Below are 21,312 nucleotides of genomic sequence, written 5' to 3' on the forward strand. Positions count from 1 at the left end.
CGGCGGTGGAACCGCCCCGCCGCGGCCTCGGGGGTGGGCCGCGGGCGGAGCCGGTCCTGCCCGGGTTCGGGGGAGAGACCCGAGCGCTCTCGTCGGATTCCCCTGATTCGCCGGGGTACACACCCCCGGACCGACCGCCCGCGGCAGGCCCGCGCGGCGACCCGCGCGCCCACGGCATAAGCTCGGCGGGTGGCCAAGTACTTCGACGTGCATCCGGACAATCCGCAGCCCCGCACCATCTCCCAGGTCGCGGACAGTGTCCGCTCGGGTGCGCTGATCGCGTACCCGACCGACTCCTGCTACGCGCTGGGCTGCCAGCTGGGCAACCGTGACGGCATGGAGCGGATCAAGACGATCCGGCATCTGAACGACCGGCACCACTTCACGCTGGTGTGCCAGAACTTCGCCCAGCTGGGCCAGTTCGTGCACATCGACAACGACGTGTTCCGCGCCATCAAGGCCTCCACGCCCGGGAGTTACACCTTCATCCTCCCGGCGACGAAGGAGGTGCCGCGCCAGCTGCTGCACGCGAAGAAGAAGACCGTGGGCGTGCGCATCCCCGACCACGTCGTCACCCAGGCGCTGCTGGCCGAGCTGGGCGAGCCGCTGCTGTCCAGCACCCTCCTCCTGCCCGACGAGGAGGAGCCGATGACCCAGGGCTGGGAGATCAAGGACCAGCTCGACCACGTGGTGGACGCGGTGGTCGACTCCGGGGACTGCGGCACGGAACCGACGACCGTCATCGACTTCTCGAACGGCGAGGCCGAGATCGTCCGCAAGGGCGCGGGGGACGTCTCCCGCTTCGAGTGACCCCGGTTCCGCTTCGCGTGACCCCGGCGGAGGGGCCGTGGGCAGGCGTGCCACGATGATCGGAACACGCCGCGCCGGGCCGGCTGTCGGCCCGGTGCCCATCCGCAGGGAGGCACCCCCACCATGACCGCCGTACAGGGCACAGCCGTGGACATCCCCACCGAGGACGGCATCGCGGACGCCTATCTGGTGCATCCCGGTGACGAGAGTCCCCGTCCGGCCGTGCTGCTCTACCAGGACGCCTTCGGGCTCCGCCCCCACCTCGAGTCGATGGCCGACCGGCTGGCCGAGGCCGGTTACACGGTCCTGGTGCCGAACGTGTTCTACCGGCACGGTCGCGCGCCGGTGGTGGAGCTGCCCGAGTTCATCGACCCGCACGAGCGACCGGAGATCTTCGAGAAGGTCGGCCCGCTGCTCATGAGCCTGACGCCCGACCTCGTCGAGCGGGACGCCGGCGCGTACCTGCGCTGGCTGGCCGAGTCCCCGTTCGTCGCGGACGGGCCGGTCGCCATCACCGGGTACTGCCTGGGGGCCCGGCTGGCGCTGTACACCGCCGGCGCCTACCCGGACCGGGTGGCGGCCGCGGCCGGATTCCACGGCGGACGGCTGGCCACGGACGACCCGAACAGCCCGCACCTGGCAGCCGAACACATCACCGCAGAGCTGTACTTCGGCCACGCCGACCAGGACTCCTCGCTGCCCGAGGAGCAGATCAAGCGGTTCGAGGACGCGCTCACCGCGGCCGGTGTCCGGCACCGCTGCGAGGTCTACGCGGGCGCGCAGCACGGCTACACGCAGGCCGACACCTCCTCGTACGACGCGGAGGCCGACGAGCGTCACTGGGTCGCGCTGCTCGACCTGCTGGACCGTACGTTCTGACCGAACGTTCTGCTCGGCGGACCGCTTTCACTGATTCAACCCAGGTGCCCACGGCGCGAGTTGCCATGGGCACCTTTCGTTCAACTCATTGACATGCCCGCGCCTCGGCGCGACCCTGAGAGCGCTCTCACACAGGTACGGACCAATTTTTCGTACACCCCCCACACGGAGGTGAGTAGTGCTCGCCAGACTCCTGCGTCGACTGGGCTCCGCGACCGCGGTGGCCACGATGATCGCGCTGGCCACACCGTTGACGGCGGACGCCGCGGTGCCCGCCACGATCCCGCTGAAGATCACCAACAACTCGGGCCGCGGCGACGCGGTCTACATCTACGACCTGGGCACCAACCTGACCACCGGCCAGCAGGGCTGGGCCGACGCCAACGGCACGTTCCACGCGTGGCCGGCCGGGGGCAACCCGCCCACTCCGGCGCCGGACGCGTCGATCGCGGGTCCCGCGTCGGGGCAGTCCACGACCATCCGGATCCCCAAGTTCTCGGGCCGCCTCTACTTCTCGTACGGCCAGAAGCTGGTGTTCAAGCTGACCACCGGCGGTCTGGTGCAGCCGGCCGTGCAGAACCCGACCGACCCGAACCGCAACATCCTCTTCAACTGGTCCGAGTACACGCTCAACGACTCCGGACTGTGGATCAACAGCACCCAGGTGGACATGTTCTCCGCGCCGTACGCGGTCGGGGTGCAGCGGTCCGACGGGTCCACGGCGTCCACCGGGCATCTCAAGTCGGGTGGCTACACCGGGTTCTTCAACGCGCTGCGCGGACAGCCGGGCGGCTGGGCCAACCTGATCCAGACGCGGTCCGACGGCACGGTTCTGCGAGCGCTCTCACCGACGTACGGGATCGAGACGGGCGCCCTGCCGAGCACGGTGATGGACGACTACATCAACCGTGTCTGGTCGAAGTACTCGTCGTCGACGCTGACCGTGACGCCGTTCGCCGACCAGCCGAACACGAAGTACTACGGCCGGGTGTCGGGCAACGTCATGAACTTCACCAACAGCTCCGGGGCGGTCGTCACGACGTTCCAGAAGCCGGACGCGGCCAGCATCTTCGGCTGCTACAAGTACCTCGACGCCCCCAACGACCTGGTGCGCGGCCCGATTTCGCGCACGCTGTGCGCGGGCTTCAACCGGTCCACGCTGCTGGTCAACCCCAACCAGCCGGACACCACCACGGCGAACTTCTACGTGGACACGGTGACCAACCAGTACGCGCGCAAGATCCACGCGCAGATGGCCGACGGCAAGGCGTACGCGTTCGCGTTCGACGACGTCGGCGCCCAGGAGTCCCTGGTGAACGACGGGAACCCGCAGCAGGCTTACCTGACGCTGGACCCGCTGAGCTGAGAGAAACCGGAACACCCCGCACGCCTGGGGGCGCGTGCGGGGTGCCGGACTCACGGGTGGATCAGCTGGTCGTGACGGCGGTGTCGTCGATGACGAAGCTGGTCTGGAGCGAGGAGTCCTCGACTCCGCTGAACTTCAGGGCGACCGTGGTGCCCGCGAAGGCCGACAGGCTGAAGGACTTCGCGACGTACCCGCTGGCCGCGTTGAGGTTGGAGTAGGTGGCCAGGGTGGTCGATCCGGCGGTGACCGTCAGCTTGTCGTAAGCCGTGCTGGTGGTGGTCTCAGCCGTGTCGATGTGGATGTAGAAGGTGAACGTCGTCCCCGTGCAGCCGCTCGGGATCGTCACCGACTGGGACAGCGTGTCGGTGTGGGTCGATCCGTAGCCGTCGAGCCAGGCCTTGTACGAACCGGTGCGGGCCGCCTCGCCGGTGTCGGTGGTGATGACCCCGCTGGTCGCGGTCCAGGTGGTGGCGCCCGACTCGAAGCCCGCGTTGCCCAGCAACTGCGTCGAGGTGCAACTGCCGCCCCCGCCGCTGGAACTCACGGTCCAGGTGAAGGACGCGGTCCCCGTCGCTCCCGTGCTGTCGGTGACGGTCACGGTGGAGCTGTAGGTGCCCGCGGTCGTCGGGGTGCCGGTGATGGCGCCCGTGGAGCTGCTGATCGACAGACCGGTCGGCAGTCCGGTCGCCGCGTACGTCAGCGAACCGCTGTTGGTGGAGCTGGCCGCGACCTGGAGGCTCACCGCCGTACCGACGGTCGAGGACTGGCTGCCCGGGTTGGTCACCGTGACACCGCTGGTCGGCACGGTGATGTGGCTGCCGACGTTGATGCCCGCGAAGGCGTTGCCGACTCCCGCGTACTGCGCGGACGTTGTGCCGTACAGGGCACCGGCGGCGCTGAGCGCGGCGGTGCGCGCGGAGGCGTAGTTGGTGCTGGACGTCATGTACGTCGTCAGCGCCTTGTACCAGATCTGCAGGGCCGCGGCCCGGCCGATGCCCGCGACGGCGACACCGTCGGAGGTGGTGCTGGTGTAGGTGGTGCCGTTGATGACCTTGGTGCCGCTGCCCTCGGAGAGCAGGTAGAACATGTGGTTCGCCGGGCCCGAGGAGTAGTGGACGTCGAGGTTGCCGACGCCGGAGTACCAACTGTCCGCGGAGCCGCCGTCCTTGCTCGGCTTGTCCATGTAACGCAGCGGCGTGCCGTCGCCGTTGATGTCTATCTTCTCGCCGATGAGGTAGTCACCGACATCGCTGCTGTTGTTGGCGTAGAACTCGACGCCGGTGCCGAAGATGTCGGAGGTCGCCTCGTTCAACCCGCCTGATTCACCGGTGTAGTTGAGCCCGGCGGTGTTGGAGGTGACGCCGTGGCTCATCTCGTGCCCGGCCACGTCGAGCGAGGTCAGCGCGTGGGTGCTGCTGGTGCCGTCGCCGTACGTCATGCAGAAGCAGCTGTCGTCCCAGAAGGCGTTGACGTACGCCGTGCTGTAGTGGACGCGCGAGTACGCGGCGACGCCGTCGTTCTTGATGCCGCTTCGGCCGAAGGTGTTCTTGTAGAAGTCCCAGGTCTCCTGGGCGCCGTAGGCCGCGTCGGCGCCCGCGGTCTGGGTGTTGGAGCCCGCGCCGGTGCCCCACACGTCGTCCGCGTCGGTCATCAGGGTGCCGGTGCCCGACGTGGCGTTGTTGAGGCTGTACGTCTTGTGGCCGCCACGCGTGGTGTCGTACAGCTGGTACGTCGAACCGGACAGCGTGGTGCTCAGGGACACCGTGCCGCTGTACTGGGTGTTGCCGGTACCGGTCTGGATGCCCTCGAAGCGGGAGAGTTCCTTGCCGGTGGTGGCGTCGGTGATGACGTGCAGCTGACTCGGCGTGCCGTCGTCCTGGAACCCGCCGACGACCGTCTCCCAGGCGAGCTTCGGGGTGCCGGTGCCGGCCCAGATGACCTTGCGGGCGCTGTCGGTGCTCGGCGCCTTGGCGTCGAGGGCCTTGGCGGTCGTCAGGGCCTTGGTCTCGGCGGCCGACTTGGCGACGGACGCGGTGGTCGAGGGGACCGTGAGGGTGTGCTTGTTGTTGAAGGTGGCGCTCACGGTGCCGGTCGCCTCGGTGGCGGGCGGGGTGTGCACCACGAGGTCGCCGCCGAGGACGGGGAGACCGGCGTAGGTGCGCTCGTAGCGCGTGTGGACGGTGCCGTCGTTGTCCTTGACGACGTCCTTGACGACCAGCTTCTCCTTGGCGCCGAGGCCGAGGGTGCGGGCGGTCGTCGTGCTGTTCTGGGTGGCGCTCTTCACCAGGGCGGAGCGCTGGGCCGGGGTGAGCTTCGCCTCCAGGCTTCCGGTGAGCAGCGGACTCGGGTGGGGGGAGGCGGGCTTCGCGGTCGCGGGCACCGACTGGATGCCGACGGCCAGGAAGGCGGCGGTGGAGACCAGGGCTCCGACTGCCATCCGCTTGCGGGGAATGCGTCTCACTCGTACTCCTCCTGCGACGGCCGCGGGCGCGGCCGGTGACAGACCGGACAGCCGGGTCTGCTGTCCGGGAAGAGCTGAGCTGTGCGGGACCGACCGAACCTTGACCGATCCGTGGAGGATCCGTGGGGGTGGTGCGTGGAGAATGGCAGCATTGACCCGTCCATGTCACGCAGGTCAGGGGCACTCAAGGGTTTTCCCTCTGTCAGGGATTTCGCTACAAGTTCCGAAATTATTCGTGACGGCCGAGCCACGCCGGCGAAACAGACCCTCCCTAACGTCGCAGTCAGCCACAGAGGTCCCATCAGCCGCATTACGGCCGTCGGACCGATAACGCTGCTTTCCCCGAAAATGCCGGAACCCGAAAAGGGCGGGGCTCCGGAATTCCCTCCACTGTCCTCAGCGCCCCATGAGACAGGAGCCCCCGAGTGTCCGATCCCTCCCGCCGCGGCGTCCTCAGACTGTCTGCCGGCACCGCCCTGCTCGGCACCCTGGCCCTCTCGGGCTGCGGGCGCGGCGACACCGCGACCGCCACCGCGAAGGCCACCGCCAAGTCGATCGACGACAAGCCGGCCACCGGTACCGTCAACGTCTGGGCCGCCCAGGGCGACGCCGATGTCCTCGACAAGGTGATCAAGCCCTTCAAGGCCGCGAACCCGGACGTCACCGTGAAGTTCACGCTGATACCGAACGCCGAGTACTACACGAAGCTCCAAGCGGCGATCGCGGCGGGCAAGGGCCCCGATGTGGCCCAGTTCTTCCCCGAGTCGCAGGCGCAGTTCCTCGACCCGTCGATCCTCCGGCCGGTGCCGGACGGACTCGTCGACTCCGGCGCCTTCTTCACGAGCCTGTGGGACGCCGGCCTGGTCAAGGACGTGGCCTACACGGTGCCTTGGTACGCGTACACGTACGCCCTCGTCTACCGCGCCGACCTCGCCAAGAAGGCGGGCGTCACGGCACCCACCACCTGGGCCGACATGGTGCCGTTCTTCAAGGCGCTGAAGGGCGCCGGAGCCGTGCACGGCCTCGGCGCGGACAACGGCTGGGACATCTTCAACGGCCAGGACGTCGCGATGTACGCCTGGCAGGCTGGCGGCAACCTCCTCTCGTCCGGCGGGAGTTGGACCCTCGACACACCGGAGATGGTCGACGCCCTGAAGTACAACGCGTCGTTCTTCACCTCGGGTTCGGCCGACACCGCGACCCCCACCTTCCTCGACGCGCAGCCCTACTTCGTGTCCGGCAGGACGGCCACGATGATCACCGGTCCATGGGTGCTCGGGCAGCTCGACACCGCCGCGAAGAAGACCGGCTGGACGGCGGCCCATGTCGCCACCGCTCCCCTGCCGGCCGGTTCCTCGGGCAGCGTCTCCTTCTCCGCCGGGGGGACTTGGGGCGTCCTCGCGGACAGCGGAAACACGGACGCGTCGTGGAAGTTCGTCCGCTACGTCTCGAAGCCGAGCACGCAGGTCGCGCAGTACTCGGCGTACGGCTCGCTGCCCGCGGTGATCTCCGCCTGGGACGCCCCCGCCGTCAAGAAGCAGCCGCTCCTCGACGCCTTCCTCACCCAGCTGAAGAACACCAAGGCCTTTCCCCAGGTGGGTACTTGGCAGCAGGTCGCCACCCGGCTGGGCAAGGAAGTGGAGACCGTGGCGAAGGGCACGCAGACCGCCGAGAAGGCCGCCGCGAGCATCCAGGCGTACGCCAAGAGCCTCGGCACGGGCGCGGAGTGAGCCGCGGATGACCACCACGCTCGTCCCGGCGGCGCGGCGCAGGGCACGCAACTCCCGTCGTACGGCGGTGGCTTGGCTGTTCCTCGCGCCGTTCGCCGTCGTGTTCCTGCTCTACACCGCGATCCCCACGGTGGCCGCGCTCGGCTTCAGCCTGACCGACCTGCGGGGCTCGGACCTGCGCCACCCCCTCGCGGTCGACTTCACCGGCCTGGACAACTACCTCCGCCTGTTCCAGGACCCGACCTTCCTGCGGGACATCCTGAACACCGGCGTCTTCGTCGCCGTCGGTGTGCCGCTGACGATGGCGATCGGCTTCGCGCTGGCCGTCGCGCTGAACTCCGGTATCCGGCGGCTGCGCGGAGTGTTCCGTACGGTCTTCTTCGCACCGGTCGTCACGAATGTCGTCGCGGTCGCGCTGATCTGGCAGTACGCCTTCAACGCGGGCGGCACCGTCAACAAGGCGCTGGCCCACGTCGGCCTCGCCGGACCCAACTGGCTGGACGACCCGCACCTCGCCATGCCCGTGGTGATCCTGCTCGGTGTCTGGCGGAACTTCGGCACCGCGATGGTCCTGTTCCTCGCGGGACTGCAGGCCGTACCGGAGGACGTGTACGAGGCCGCCGCGCTCGACGGGGCGGGCAGGTGGCGGCAGTTGAGGCACATCACCCTGCCCTTGCTGCTGCCCACCACCCTCATGGTGTCGGTCCTGCTGACCGTCTTCTACCTCCAGGTCTTCGACGAGCCCTATCTCCTCACGGACGGTGGCCCGTTGGGGTCCACCGAGTCCGTATCGCTGTACACCTACCACCAGTTCGGGTCCGGCCAACTGGGCATGTCCTCGGCCGCGTCCTTCGTGATGCTGCTGCTCGTGCTGCTGGTGAGTGTCGTCCAGTTCCGACTGCTGAGGCCGCGCACATGACCGCCGTAACCGCGTCCTTGAAGGACACCGACCTCACCGCCACCGACCGGATCGCTCTCCGCCCCCGGTCCGTCGGCCGCCCCCTGCTCTACGGCGCGCTGGTGCTGTGCGCGCTGCTCACGTTGCTGCCCTTCTTCTGGGTGGTCAGCGGTTCGCTGCGCGGTCTCGACGAGATCCGCTCGGACCCGGGCGCGTGGCTGCCGCGGCACGTCACGCTCGACAACTTCGTGCGGCTGTTCCGGACCGAGGGTTTCGGGCGCTTCCTCGCCAACAGTGTCCTGGTCGCCCTCATGGTGGTGATCGGCAACGTCGTGGCGGCCTCGGCGGCCGGATACGCCCTCGCCAAGCTGGAGTTCACGGGCAAACGGCTCGCGTTCGGCGCGGTGATGGCGGCGATGATGGTGCCGTTCACGACGGTGTTCGTCACCCAGTTCGTGATCACCGTCGACATGGGTCTCGCCGACACCCTCACGGGCATCGCGCTGCCCGGTGTGGCGCTTCCGCTCTCGGTGTTCATCATGCGGCAGTACGCGCAGTCGGTGCCCGACGAGTTGCTGGAGGCGGCACGCATCGACGGCGCGGGCGAGTTCCGGATCTTCTTCCGGATCTTCCTTCCGCTGGCCGGTCCCGCGGTCGCGACCATCACGATCATGTCGTTCCTGAACTCGTGGAACAACTTCATCTGGCCGCTCATCGTCGCCCAGAGCACGGCGAGTTACACCCTCCCGGTCGGCCTCGCCGCCACCAGCCAGGCGGCCCAGCACGTCACGGACTACGGTCTGGTCCTCGCCGGCGCGATCGTCGTGATGCTGCCGGTCCTCGTGCTCTTCCTGTTCCTGCAGCGGTACTTCGTGCAGGGCATCGCCGGATCGGGGATGCGGTGACGCGAGTGACCGAGACCTGTGGGTTCACGCCCGTCGCACGGGGCAGGTCCGAGGAGGCGGAGGGGTGTTGATGTCAGGGATGAACCAGAGCGCCGTGCGGCGCGTCAACACCTCGGTCGTCCTGCGCGCGCTCGCGGTGTCCGCGGGACCCACGACACTGACCGCGCTCGCCGACCAGGCCGGTCTGTCCCGCCGTACGATCGAGCTGATCCTGGACTCGCTCGTCGAGGCGGGCTGGGTGGCCGAGTTGGAGCGGATCCCGACCAGCGGCTCCGCCGGGCGACCGGCCCGGCGGTACGAACTGCGCGCGGAACACGCCCTGTTGGCCGCCGTCTACATCAACACCGCTGACGCCTCGGCCGTGATCGCCGACGTACGCGGCTGTATCGTCGGCCGGGCGCACCGTCCGCTGCGCGCCTACCAGGACCCTCAGGCCACGCTCGACGACGCGGCGGCCCTGGTCCGGGAGGCACTCGACGACGCGGGCGGATCGCTCGACCGGCTGCGCGCGGGTGCGGTCGCGGGCGGTGGCGCCATCGACGACGAAGGGGTCGTACGACGGCTCGTGCACACCACGCGCTGGGAAGGCGTGCATCTGCCCAAGGAGCTCGGGCGGCGGATCGGGGTGCCATGGTTCGCGGACAACGACTCCAACCTCGGTGCGCTGGCGGAGCGTTGGCGTGGTGTGGCCGGTGACCACGACAACGTGGTGTGGGCCATCCTCGGCAACCGGACCGGTCTCGGCATCCTGATCCGAGGGGCCGTGCACCGGGGTCTGGACGGCGCGGCCGGCGAGATCGTCGAGGCCCGCTCGATCCCGACCGGCACGATCGCCGACCGCCCCGTGGCCTGGCTGAGCTCGCCGGAGGCGGCGCAACGCGAGGTGGCGCGGGAACGCTTCGAGGCCGCCCGGGCCGGAGACGCCCAAGCGCTCGCCGAGGTCGACGAGTTCGTCGAGAACATCACCTCCATCCTCACCACCCTGTCGTGGACGGTCGCGCCCTCGCTCATCGTGCTCGGCGGCGGTCTCGAGGACGCGGCCGATGTACTGCTCCCCCGCGTGCGCGAGGCGATGCGCGCCGCCCGCACCCCCGCGATCGAACTGCGCGCCACCGGCCTGGGCCGCGACGCCGCCCTGATCGGCGCGGTGAAGCTGGCCCTCGACCGTATGGACACCGAGCTGTTCGGACCGCTGGTCCCCAGCTCCTAACTCCCCCCACGGCAAACGACTTTGGAGTCTCCCTGTGACCGACACCCCGCACACCGACGTCCTCATCGTGGGCAGCGGCATCATGGGCTCCGCGGTGGCCCGGCTGCTGCGGGAGAGCGATCCGGGGCTGGGCATCACGATGGTCGACGGCGGCAGCGCGATCGGTGAGACGCCCGGGCTGCACCTGCACGATGTGGCCGATCCGGCCGTCTGGTCGCGCTACAACGAGCGGGTCGAGTCCGGCATCCAGGGCATGTACACGGGCGCCGAGGTCGTGCGCGAGGTCACGGACAGCCTCGCCAACCTCACGCCCGGCATGTTCCACGCGCTGGCCTTCGGCGAGGACGCCGAGGCGATGCCCGCGACGGCCCTCGCGTGGAACGCGGGCGGCATGGGTGTCCACTGGACCGCCGCGACCCCGTGGCCGGCCGGACCCGAGGTCTTCGACTTCGGCGACCCGGCCCGCTGGACGGCCGACCTGGACACCGCGCGCCGCCTCCTCGCCGTCTCCCCCTCCCCCATCGGCCCGACCGAGGTCGGCCGGACCGTCCTGGACGTCCTGCGCCGCCGCTACGACGACACCGCACCCGCCGACCGGCGGCCGCAGCCGATGCCCATGGCCGTCTCGGCGACGGACTCGGGCCCCATGCCGCGCACAGCTCCGGGCACGATCTTCCCGGCGATCGCCACGGGCGGCGACCCGGCGTTCACGCTGTTGACGGGGACCCTCGCGACCCGGTTGCTCGTCGCGGACGGCCGGGTCACCGGCGCCCGACTGCGCCGCGTCGCCGACGGCACCGAGTCCGAACTCCACGCGGACACCGTCATCGTGTGCGCCGACGCACTACGCACCCCGCAACTCCTCTTCGCCTCGGGCATCCGCCCCCAAGCGCTGGGCCGCCACCTCAACGAGCACGCGTTCATCACCGCCCAAGTCCTCCTGGATCTCGACCAGTTCGGGATCGACGTGGACGACCTGCCGCTCCCCCGCCCCGGCGAGTTCAGCACGGACTCGCTGTGGCTGCCGCAGAACGGTTCGGCCCAGCCGTTCCACGGTCAGATCATGAACCGGACGTACGTCGACGAGCACGGCCGCCCTCTCGCACACGCCATAGGCCTGTCGCTGCTCATCCCGATCGAGTCGCGCCCTGAACACCGGCTCGTCTTCTCCGAGTTGGAGACGGACCTCGCCGGACTGCCGCGCATCGGCGTCGAGTTCGCCTACACGGACACCGACCGTGCGCTCATCGAGCGGGGACTGGCCGAAGTCCGTTCCCTGGCCGAGGAGTTCGGCCCCTTCGACCCCGCGACCGAACTCGCCCTGCTCCCGCCCGGCTCGTCCCTGCACCTGACCGGTACCGTCCGCTCGGGCACCGCCGACGACGGGACCAGCGTGTGCGATCCGGACGGCCGGGTGTGGGGCTACGACAACCTGTACGTCGCCGGTACCGGTGTGATCCCCACGCCGATGGCCGCCAACGTGACGCTTACCGGCGCGGTGACGGCCGTACGGGCCGCCCGGGCCGTCACCACCCGCACCGCGCCGCTCGCCGCGCACTGAGAGGAAACCCGGACGTGCAGAGACCCGGACGCGAAGGAAGCCCGACCGTGAAGGAAGCCCGCTCGTGATCGACATCGTGAAGGAATACCGCGTGGCGCTGCCCGCGTGGATCGACGACGAGCTGGCCGACGTGCCCGCCGTGGTCCCCGGCCGCGCGGACCGGATGCGCCTCGTGCACCGGCTCGCGGACCGCAACTGGCGGGAGGGGAACGGCGGTCCGTTCGCGGCCCTCGTCGCCGAGCGCGACACCGGCCGGATCGTCTCGGTCGGCGTGAACGTCGTGCTCGCCTCCGGAGTCTCCAGCGCACACGCGGAGGTCATGGCCCTCGGCCTGGCCCAAGTAGCCACCGGAGGATGGGACTTGGGCGCCACCGGCCTCCCGACCCACGAACTCGTCGTCAACTGGCGCCCCTGCGTGCAGTGTTACGGCGCCACGCTGTGGTCCGGGGTGCGCGGTCTGGTGGTAGCGGGCGAGGGTCCGGAGCTGGAGGAGATCACCACGTTCGACGAGGGCCCGCTCGGCGCGGACTGGGCCGAGCAGTTCGAGGCACGGGGCATCGAGGTCGTGGGGGACGTTCTCCGGGACGAGGCGCTGGCCGTGTTCCGGAACTACCGCAAGGCCGTCGACGAGGCGGACGGTGTCGTCGTCTACAACGCGCGCGGAGGTGCCGAGTGACCCCGCGTTTCGCGACCGACGTCGTCACCTTCTACCACCCGGACTTCTGGGATCTCCCCTCCGCGGACGCGGTACGCGCATGGGCGTTGGCGCACCCCGAGCACTTCTGGGAACGGGTGATGGACGCGCTGGACGAGGCCGGCGTCACGGGCATCGAACTCACCTTCGCGCCGGGCGACATCGAGTCGGCGCTGCGGGCGTTCGGCAGCGCGCAGGGCTTCCGGCGCGAGCTGGTGGGCCGTGGGCTGGCCGTCGTGAGCGCGTTCGTCGCCGGGGAGGACAGCCCCGACTGGCTGGACCCGGACAACCTGCCCACGATCGTCGCCGACGCCGAACGACGCGCGGCCTTCCTCGTCGACGTGGGGGCCGAACTCCTCGTCACGGGACTCCCCATGCGCACGACGTTCGGGACCCGCCCGCCCCTCTTCGTCGACGCCCCGTACATGACCCGCATGGCCGACATCGCGCACGCGGTGGGCGAGGCCGTCTCCCGGCAGGGCGTGCGGCTCGCCGTCCACACGGAGTCCAACAGCACGCTCTGGTACGAGCGTGACATCGACCTGTTCATGGCCTTCACGGATCCGCGCTACGTCTGGCTGTGCCCCGACTCCTGCCACATCGCGCTCGGTGGAGGTGATCCGGTGGCCGTGGCACGCCGTCACGCGCAGCGTGTCGCGCTGGCGCACTGGAAGGACGCGGTCAGGCCCATCGACGTGGAACTCACCATCGACGAGACCGTCTTCGCCCAACAACAGCCCTACATGGCCGAGTTGGGCTCGGGCATCGTCGACTGGAAGGCCTGGGCCGACGCGATGTCCCGTACGCCCGGCGCCGACACGGTGCTCATCGAACTGGACGAGGCGGCCGATCCGGTCGCCGCGTTGCTGGCGGGGCGGGCGGTGGCGTCGTCGGTGCTGCCGTGACCGGTGACCCGGTGTCATGGCCGGGAGCTCGACGCCGCCTCCAACTGCCCCGAGAAAACGCTTACTTGCTACCATCCGATCATGCCGCGCCTGGTCGACGTCCCTGGGTACGTACGCTTCTGGACCGCCTCCGCGATCTCGTCGTTCGGCTCCCAGATCACCGGGCTGGCGCTGCAGATCCTCACCGCCGTCACGCTGAGCGCGTCCGCCACGGAGGTGGGTCTGGTCAACGCGGCCCGCTGGGCGCCGTATCTGCTCTTCGGGCTCGTGGCCGGGGTGCTGGTGGACCGCTGTCGGCGCAAGCCGGTCATGGTGGCCATGGACCTCGGCAGGGCCGTCCTCCTCGGCGCGATCCCGCTGCTGTACGCGCTGGACCGGCTCAGCGTCGCCGCGCTGTGCGCGTGTGTCTTCGCCTTCGGGGTGCTCTGCCTGTTCTTCGACGCGGCCAACCACTCCTACGTCCCGCAGCTGGTGCCCAAGGAACTCCTCAACGCGGGCTACGCCCGGGTGGGGCAGGCCGACGCGGTGGCCGGGTCGACGGGGCCGTTGATCGCCGGAGTGCTGATCAGGCTGGTCGGCGCGCCGCTCGCCGTGCTCGTCGACGCCGTCAGCTATCTGGTGTCCGGCCTGCTGCTCACCTCGGTACGCGCCCACGACCCCGTTCCCGATCGGGGCGGGCGGCGCAGTCTGCTCGGTGAACTGCGCGAGGGGACGGCCTGGGTCTACCGCCATCGCACCCTGGCGTCCATCGCGCTGACCTCGCACCTGATGCTCCTCTTCAACACCGTCGTCAGTACGGTCTTCGTGGTCTTCGCGCTGCGCGACCTCAGGATCGGGGACTTCGGCCTGGGCGTTACGTATGCCTGCGCGGGCCTCGGTGGAGTGCTCGGCGGCGCGTTCTCCGCACGCGCGGCGCGGAGATTCAGCGTCGGCGCCGTCCTGATCGCGGGCCGTCTCGTCGCCGCCGTCGGCTGGCTGCCGCTGGTCCTCGCCCAGCGGGGACCGTGGGCCCTGGTCTCGGTGTCGTCGGCCTTCTTCGTGGTGTCCGGCGCCATCTCGCTCTCGAGCCCGGTCGAGATGAGCTACCGGCAGGCGGTCACGCCCGAGCGGCTGCGGGGACGGATGAACGCCACGATCCGCTCGTTCAACTGGGGCATGGTCGCGATCGGCGCACCTGTGGGCGGTCTCCTCGCCGACCGGGTGGGCTACCGGTTCGCCCTGTGGGTGGGCCTGTCCGGCGCGGTCCTCCAGGCGCTCCTGCTCGCCGGGTCCCGCACGCGGGAGGCCCGCGACACCGACGGGGTCGAGCCTCTTGTACGCGCCTGAACCCGGGATTCACCCGAAATGCGGCATACGGAAAGCCGGGGGATGCTGGGAGGGCCAACGCACGTCCGAAGGAGGACAGCCATGTCGTTCATGGACAAGGTCAAGGGAATGCTGGGCCAGCACCCCGACCAGGCCAAGCAAGGCGTGGAACGGGCGGGAGACATGGTCGACAAGCGCACGGGCGGCAAGCACGCCAAGCAGGTCGACATGGCCCAGGACAAGGCCAACGACTTCATCGACCGCGAGAAGCCGCAACAGCCCTGACCGCTTCTGTCCCCGTATCGACCTCGATGCGACCCAAGTGCACCCCGGAAAGCACAGAGTTAATCGACTGCTGATGTGAAAGGGTTGCGCGCCCCGGGCCCGATCCATACATACTCCCCCCACAAGAAGCCACAACTCTGGGGGGAGTTGGCTCATGCAAGGCACGATCGACGGGTTCCGCTACGGTGCGGTGACCCCGGTGGCGGCCTATCTCATGGCCTGCCTGGGAGGGGCTCTGGGACTGCGCTGCGTGGTGCGGTCCCTGCACAACAAGCAGTCATGGAAAGCGGGTTGGCTCGCGCTCGGCGCGACGTCGATCGGCAGCGGCATCTGGACGATGCACTTCATCGCGATGATGGGCTTCCAGGTCGAGGAGACCCGGATCGGCTACGACGTCGGCCTCACGGTGCTGAGTCTGGCCGTGGCCATCGTCGTGGTCGGCATCGGCGTCTTCGCCGTGGGCTACCGCGGCGCGACCGCCGGCACACTCTCCGCGGCCGGCGTCATCACCGGGTTAGGAGTCGCCGCCATGCACTATCTGGGCATGGCGGCCCTGAAGTTGAACGGCGACATCGAGTACCGGACCAGCACGGTCGTGCTCTCCGTGGTGATCGCGATCGTCGCCGCGACGGCGGCCCTGTGGGCGGCCGTCTCCATCCGCGGCTTCCTGGCGAGCCTGGGCGCCAGCCTGGTGATGGGCGTGGCCGTCTCCGGGATGCACTACACGGGCATGGCCGCCGTGAGCGTCCATCTGCACGGCACCGGCGGCGCGTGGACGGGCGACTCCGCCAACTCCATCCTGCTTCCCATGCTGTTGGGACCGGCGATCTTCCTGCTGCTGGCCGGGGTCGTCGTGATGTTCGACCCGCTGCTGGTGATGGGCGAGGGCGACTGGGACCGTTCCTTCGCCCGCCACCCGGTCGGCCCGGACACCGGCGGCAAGCAGCCCGCCACGCGCCCCGATTCCCTCTTCGACACGGCGGACCGCCCGGCAGTCGGCCGGCCGGCCGGGTACGAAAGCCCTCCCGCCCCACCGGGCAGCCGCCGGAGCCGAAGCCGGTACACCCGCAAGAACCCCGCCACCCCGACGCCGAACCGACCGACCTCGTACGGCAGCCCCGCGATCCCGTCGCCGCCGAAGCCCCGCGACGCCTACAACACCCCGGCTACTCCCGCACGCGGCCGTCCGGATCCGCACGGCTCCCCGCAGCGCCCCGGGGAGTGGTGACCAACGCCCCCCGCCACGGCCCGACTTGAGCCACCCGCTGCCGCAGCGGCCAAGCATCCCTACGGCAGCCTCAGTTGGGTGCGCCCGGCGGCACCCGGGGCAGTGGATCGACCCGCACCGAGCCGGCGTCGGCGAAGAACGCCCGGATCAACTCGGCCGCCTCACGCGCCTGTTCGTCGGCCTGGCACCGCAGTTCCGCCCCGAGCCGTCGGACGGCGCCGCGCAGGGTCATGCGTACCGGCGCGTGGAGATCCGTGTCGTCGAGCAGGGTCAGCAGGTGGTTCAGGAGCGTCCAGTCCGCCGCGTGCTGTACGGCGGCCCCGCCGGGCAGTTCGGCGGGTACCGGTTCGGTACGGAGCCAGGTCGTGGCGAGGAGGGCGTCGACGAGGTCGGTGACGCCGGGCACCTCGGGGTCGGCGGCGTGCTGCCAGGCCACCCGGTTGAGCCGGGCCGGGTCCAGCAGCTGCTCCGTGACCAGTGCGGTCGCGACCCGTACGGCCTCGAAGGGGTCGAAGATCCGCCCGGCGCCGGTGTCGAGGTACTGCTCCGTGCGGCCGTAGCGGATCGCGGGCGGGGTGAGGGTGTCCAACACCGAGCTGGGCAGGGCGAGTTGCTCGGCACTCAGCAGTTCGGCGAGTCGACCGAGCGCCGTGTGCTGGGTGGCCGCGTCGACGGCCTGCGCGCCTCGGCCTTCCTCTCCGGCGAGGCCGTACGCGTAGCGCACCCCGCCCACCAGCCGGGACACGGCCGTCACCTCGTGCCGGTGCAGGAGGTGCAACAGGACGGCCCGTTCCTCCAGTTCGCCGGTCTGCCGGTCGGGCGGCAGCACCCCGCGCGAGAAGCCGTCCAGCGCGATACGACGGACCCGCAGCATCGTCTCCAGCGCCTGGAGGGCGTCCGGCCCGCTGACCCAGGTCACGGCGTCGGCGTGCGCGGCGTGCGGGCCCTGGGCGTCCTCGTCGGAGAGGTAGGTCAGGCCCGACTCGGCTGCCTCCGCGCGCAGTTGGGCGAGCGCGGTCTCCTCCGCGCCTTCGCCGAACCGGCCGTAGGCGTGCGCGACCAGGAAGTGGTCCCACGGCCCGAGTCCCGTGCCGTACGCGGCGGACAGGTCGAGGTCGCCCTTCTCCGTGACGCCGATCCGCGCGTGCGGGTAGTCCATGACGGACGGCTCGGGGTGCCGCGTACTGGCGAAGTTGTGCATGAAGCCGAGCGCGTGGCCGATCTCGTGCGCGGCGAGCTGGCGCAGCCGCGCGAGCACCAACTCCTCGACGGCGGCGAGTCGTTCGGCCTCGTCCGGGCGGCCGTAGGGTGCGAGGAGGGACTCGCCGAGCGCGCGGACCTGTTCGACGCGCTGGGAGCCGAGCCGTACCCGGGCGTGCAGGATCTCGCCGGTGCGCGGGTCGGTCAGGCCCTGCCCGAGGGACCAGCCGCGGCCCGCCCGGTGCACCCAGACCACGCCGTTGACGTCGGGGTCGTACGGGTCGAAGCCGTCACCGGCGGGCTCGACCCGGTAGACATCGGGGAGTCCGATCCGGGCGAAGGCCTGCTGCCACCAGTTGCCGCCCTCGACAACCGCCGAGCGGAAGGGTTCGGGGACGGCCGGGTCGATCTGGAAGACGATCGGGCCGCCGCCGGGTTCCGCGCGGAACCGGGGCTGGAGCTTGACCTGGGTGCTCGCCCGGCCGACGAGGCCGTGGTCGGCGTAGCCGATGCCGTAGCCGCCCGAGGCGGGGTGGTAGCGGCGTGCCGGCAGCGGGGACGCGGGCAGGCGCAGCAGGTTCAGCTGCTGGACGACGGTGAGGGCGCGTGGGTCGGCGGCGACGGCCCGGACCGCCTGGCCCCGGCCGGGTCCGCGGAAGGTGAGCAGCGCGGGCAGCCGGACGGCGGCTGGTCCGGTGCGGCTGTCGGCGACCAGCGGGAGGCTCGTGGACGCGTCGACCGTGTAGTCGCCCTGCTCGAACGCGTGCAGATGCTCGGCGATCAGGTCGTGGTCGGCGAGGACCAGCCCGGTCGCGTCGACGACCGCCGCACCGTTCTCCTCGCGCAGCACTGGTCCGCTCCACACCACGGACAGCGCGAACGACTCCTCCCCTGCCCGGACCGCGGCCTCGTCACCGGAGGTGAGGAAGTGCTTGTTGCGTACGGCGAACAGGACCCGGTCGCCGACCCGGCGGAACTCCGCCAGCCGCGCCTTCCCCGCCCTGCCCCGGTCCAGCCAGAGGTCGCTGGAGCCGAGGCCCTGGGAGAGCGAGACGGTGACGAGGAAGGGTTCGTCGAAGTGGCGGACGCCCAACAGCAGCCGGTCCGAACGGAGTTCGGGGTCGGGGATCAGATCGATGAAGTCGGCTTCGCCGGGCATGCGGGGGCCTTTCGGTTGAGCAACGTCGAGTTGATGTTGCCAGGCCCCTGCCTCTCGTACCGCGTCGGCTCGTTGTTACGGTTCCCCGGTGTCTGAATCTTCACGCGATACTCCCGAAGGCGCCGGTTGGGGCACCGCGGAGCGCGGCGCGTATCAGCAGCTCATGCCGTCCCACGTCGAGAAGGTCTCGTGGCTCAGCCCGAAGACGCTGTGGGCCGCTCGCAACGGCGTGTTGGCGTCGTGGTTCGGGGACCCGACCGGTGACACCCGCGGCCGTTGGGTGGCGCAGCGCGCGGCTGCCGGAGCACCCGCCGACAAGGTGATCCGGCGCGACGATCCCGACACCTTCTCGTTCATGGTCATCGGCGACACGGGCGAGGGCGACGATCCCCAATACGCCGTCGTGCCAGGCTTTCTGAAGGTCAGTCAGGAAACGGCGTTCGCGGTCGTCGCCAGTGACGTCATCTACCCCGTCGGCACCGCGGACGACTACGAGACGAAGTTCTTCCGCCCGTACCAGGCCTATCCGGCGCCGATCTACGCGATACCCGGCAACCACGACTGGTACGAGGGCCTCGGCGGTTTCATGCGCGTCTTCTGCGACGACGCGCCCGCGCTGCCCGCACCGAAGGCGCCGCGCCCGCTGACGCGTGCCTGGTGGCGTGCGCTGCTGTGGCACCACCCGCGTCCGTCGGACGGCGAACACCTGGACAAGGCACGGCAGTTGCGCTCCTCGCCGGACCAACAGGCCGTGCAGCCGGGCCCGTACTGGGCGATCGACGCGGGACCGGTGCGCATCATCGGTATCGACACGGGCCTGTTGGGCACGATCGACGCCGAACAGGGCGCCTGGCTGCGCGAGGTGTCGAAGGGGTCCACGCCGAAGATCCTCATCACCGGTTCGCCGCTGTACGTGGACGGCGAGCACCACCCGTGCGCCATCGAGGGCGGTGGCACGGTCGACGACATCGTCAGCGACCCGGCCCACCACTTCGTCGCCGCGATCGGCGGTGACATCCACAACTACCAGCGCTATCCGGTCCAGTTGGCGGACGGCCGTACGCTCCAGTACGTGGTCTCGGGCGGTGGCGGCGCGTTCATGCACGCGACCCACACCGTGCCGCGCGTCGACATCGCGAACGTGACCGAGCGGGACTTCCGCTGCTACCCGCTGCGCGGCGACTCCCTCGCCTTCTACAGCAGGCTGTACGGGCGCCGCCTGCACCTGCGCCGCTTCTTCACCCTGACCGAGGCCCAGGCGTCGGCCGTGATCTGCGAGCGCCTCGGCATCCCGCCGACCCGCACTCCGGGCCCGCCCGTCCGCGTCACCCGCCGCGTCCGCCTGGTCGCGAGCCTGCTGGGCGCCGGGAGCCGTCCCGACCGCCGCTCGCGCTTCCGCCTCCCGGTGCGCAAGATCTACACGCAGCTCTTCTCGCCCAGCTCGGTGACGTACAGCCCGCCGTTCTTCAAGTGCTTCCTGCGGCTGGACGTCACCCCGGAGGCGGTCCGGCTGCGCTGTTTCGCGGCCACGGGCAATCGCGCCCAGGAGATCGACCCGCCGGTCGAGGACGAGATCACCATCCCGCTGCACTGATCACAGACCCGTGAAGCGATCACACGCCCGCAATGTTCACCTGTCACAATCGGGACAGAACAGAACTGACGTACGACCGCCGGAGGAGCCCGTGCCGCCCACCTCACGCCCGCTGCGGAAGCTGGGCTTCCTCACGATCGGCCTCTTCGAGGAGGCCGATCCGCGCCGGGGCCACGAGTCGACGCTGGAGATCATCGAACTGGGCGAGCGCCTCGGCTTCGACAGCGCCTGGCTGCGCCACCGCCATCTCCAGTACGGCATCTCCTCCCCCGTCGCGGTCATGGCGGCGGCCTCGCAGCGCACCAGCCGTATCGAACTGGGCACGGCGGTGATCCCGCTCGGCTGGGAGAACCCGCTGCGGCTGGCGGAGGACCTGGCGACCGTCGACATCCTGTCCGGGGGCCGTATCAACCCGGGCGTGAGCGTGGGCCCGCCGATGCACTTCGACCAGCTCAAGGAGGCGCTGTACCCCGACACGGCCGACGGCGAGGACTTCAGCTACGAGCGGGTGCGCCGGCTGCTGGACTTCGTGCGGGGCGAACCGGCCACCGACTTCAGCGGGGTCGAGGGCTTCGAGGTGTTCTCCGACCGGGTGCAGCCGCACTCCCCCGGTCTCGGGCGTCGCCTCTGGTACGGCGGCGGCAGCACCGGCTCGGCGAAGTGGGCGGGCGAGCACGGCATGAACTTCTTGACGAGCAGCGTCGTCAAGGCCGAAGGCCCGGACGAGTCAAGGGACTTCGCCGAGATCCAGCTCTCCCACGTCCGTACGTTCCGCGCCCACCACCCCGACGGCGATGCCGCCCGGGTCTCCCAGGGGCTGGTGGTCATCCCGACCGACTCCGCGTCCCCCGAACAGCGCGCGAAGTACGGGGAGTTCGTCCGCAAGCGCACTCCCCGTACGACGTCACCGCAGGGTCCGGCCCGGCTGATGTTCGCGCCGGACATCGTCGGCACCTCGGAGGAGATCGCCGAACTCCTGCACGCGCACGCCGCGTTCAGGGAGATCGACGAGGTGGCGTTCGCGCTGCCGTTCACCTTCGAGCACGAGGACTACGTGCAGATCCTCACGGACATGGCGACGAAGCTGGGACCGGCGCTGGGGTGGAAGCCCGCCGTCTGACC

The 21,312-nt window shown here is 70.2% G+C and carries 17 protein-coding genes; 15 read left to right on the forward strand and 2 right to left on the reverse strand.

From position 1 onward, the window contains the following. The first annotated feature begins 189 nt into the window (after positions 1–189). The 3 genes from R2B38_RS48125 to R2B38_RS48135 all read left to right on the forward strand — a co-directional run bounded on the left by R2B38_RS48125 (position 190) and on the right by R2B38_RS48135 (position 3,055). Positions 190–810: an L-threonylcarbamoyladenylate synthase gene (locus R2B38_RS48125; RefSeq protein WP_033283018.1), complete on the forward strand. Its 621-nt coding sequence runs from the start codon at positions 190–192 to the stop codon at positions 808–810. A gap of 123 nt (positions 811–933) precedes the next feature. Next, positions 934–1,689, forward strand: coding sequence for a dienelactone hydrolase family protein (locus tag R2B38_RS48130; RefSeq protein WP_318022530.1), 756 nt, complete (start codon positions 934–936; stop codon positions 1,687–1,689). 229 nt (positions 1,690–1,918) lie between these two features. Then, a complete protein-coding gene (locus R2B38_RS48135) occupies positions 1,919–3,055 on the forward strand; it encodes a glycoside hydrolase family 64 protein (RefSeq protein ID WP_318023086.1) in 1,137 nt (378 codons plus the stop codon). A 61-nt stretch (positions 3,056–3,116) separates the two neighbouring features. On the opposite strand, the gene R2B38_RS48140 is transcribed toward R2B38_RS48135, so the two are convergent. Beyond that, a complete protein-coding gene (locus tag R2B38_RS48140) occupies positions 3,117–5,492 on the reverse strand; it encodes a M4 family metallopeptidase (protein WP_318023087.1) in 2,376 nt (791 codons plus the stop codon). A 449-nt stretch (positions 5,493–5,941) separates the two neighbouring features. Here R2B38_RS48140 and R2B38_RS48145 point away from each other — a divergent pair, with 449 nt between their 5' ends. From R2B38_RS48145 to R2B38_RS48190, 10 genes are all read left to right on the forward strand, one after another. Next, positions 5,942–7,246, forward strand: coding sequence for an extracellular solute-binding protein (locus R2B38_RS48145; protein WP_318022531.1), 1,305 nt, complete (start codon positions 5,942–5,944; stop codon positions 7,244–7,246). Between the two features lie 7 nt (positions 7,247–7,253). Then, positions 7,254–8,165 carry a sugar ABC transporter permease gene (locus tag R2B38_RS48150; RefSeq protein ID WP_318022532.1) on the forward strand — a complete coding sequence of 304 codons (912 nt, stop codon included), beginning with the start codon at positions 7,254–7,256 and terminating at the stop codon, positions 8,163–8,165. Next, positions 8,162–9,049 (forward strand): carbohydrate ABC transporter permease, encoded by an 888-nt coding sequence (locus R2B38_RS48155; RefSeq protein WP_318022533.1) that lies wholly within the window; start codon positions 8,162–8,164, stop codon positions 9,047–9,049. Before R2B38_RS48150 ends, R2B38_RS48155 begins: the two co-directional genes overlap by 4 nt. Positions 9,050–9,128: 79 nt before the next feature. Continuing rightward, positions 9,129–10,259, forward strand: a complete 1,131-nt coding sequence (locus R2B38_RS48160; RefSeq protein WP_318023088.1) for an ROK family transcriptional regulator — start codon at positions 9,129–9,131, stop codon at positions 10,257–10,259. A gap of 34 nt (positions 10,260–10,293) precedes the next feature. Beyond that, positions 10,294–11,820, forward strand: coding sequence for a GMC oxidoreductase (locus R2B38_RS48165; RefSeq protein ID WP_318022534.1), 1,527 nt, complete (start codon positions 10,294–10,296; stop codon positions 11,818–11,820). A gap of 64 nt (positions 11,821–11,884) precedes the next feature. Beyond that, a complete protein-coding gene (locus tag R2B38_RS48170) occupies positions 11,885–12,496 on the forward strand; it encodes a nucleoside deaminase (RefSeq protein WP_318022535.1) in 612 nt (203 codons plus the stop codon). After that, on the forward strand, positions 12,493–13,419 hold the full coding sequence (locus tag R2B38_RS48175) for a sugar phosphate isomerase/epimerase (RefSeq protein WP_318022536.1): 927 nt from the start codon (positions 12,493–12,495) through the stop codon (positions 13,417–13,419). The genes R2B38_RS48170 and R2B38_RS48175 overlap by 4 nt, the downstream gene beginning before the upstream one ends. 81 nt (positions 13,420–13,500) lie before the next feature. Continuing rightward, entirely contained in the window at positions 13,501–14,745 is a 1,245-nt protein-coding gene (locus tag R2B38_RS48180; RefSeq protein WP_318022537.1) for an MFS transporter, read from the forward strand. A gap of 81 nt (positions 14,746–14,826) precedes the next feature. Beyond that, a complete protein-coding gene (locus R2B38_RS48185; protein WP_019056963.1) occupies positions 14,827–15,009 on the forward strand; it encodes an antitoxin in 183 nt (60 codons plus the stop codon). A gap of 154 nt (positions 15,010–15,163) precedes the next feature. Further along, entirely contained in the window at positions 15,164–16,237 is a 1,074-nt protein-coding gene (locus tag R2B38_RS48190) for an MHYT domain-containing protein (RefSeq protein ID WP_318022538.1), read from the forward strand. A gap of 70 nt (positions 16,238–16,307) precedes the next feature. Here the strand turns inward: R2B38_RS48190 and R2B38_RS48195 are convergent, their stop codons facing one another. Further along, on the reverse strand, positions 16,308–18,596 hold the full coding sequence (locus tag R2B38_RS48195) for a zinc-dependent metalloprotease (RefSeq protein WP_318022539.1): 2,289 nt from the start codon (positions 18,594–18,596) through the stop codon (positions 16,308–16,310). Between the two features lie 88 nt (positions 18,597–18,684). Between R2B38_RS48195 and R2B38_RS48200 the strand changes: the two genes are divergently transcribed. After that, positions 18,685–20,190: a metallophosphoesterase family protein gene (locus tag R2B38_RS48200; protein ID WP_318022540.1), complete on the forward strand. Its 1,506-nt coding sequence runs from the start codon at positions 18,685–18,687 to the stop codon at positions 20,188–20,190. Between the two features lie 91 nt (positions 20,191–20,281). Next, a complete protein-coding gene (locus R2B38_RS48205; RefSeq protein ID WP_318022541.1) occupies positions 20,282–21,310 on the forward strand; it encodes an LLM class flavin-dependent oxidoreductase in 1,029 nt (342 codons plus the stop codon). The last annotated feature ends 2 nt before the right edge of the window (positions 21,311–21,312 follow it).

It is taken from the genome of Streptomyces sp. N50 (assembly GCF_033335955.1).
Lineage (GTDB): Bacteria > Actinomycetota > Actinomycetes > Streptomycetales > Streptomycetaceae > Streptomyces.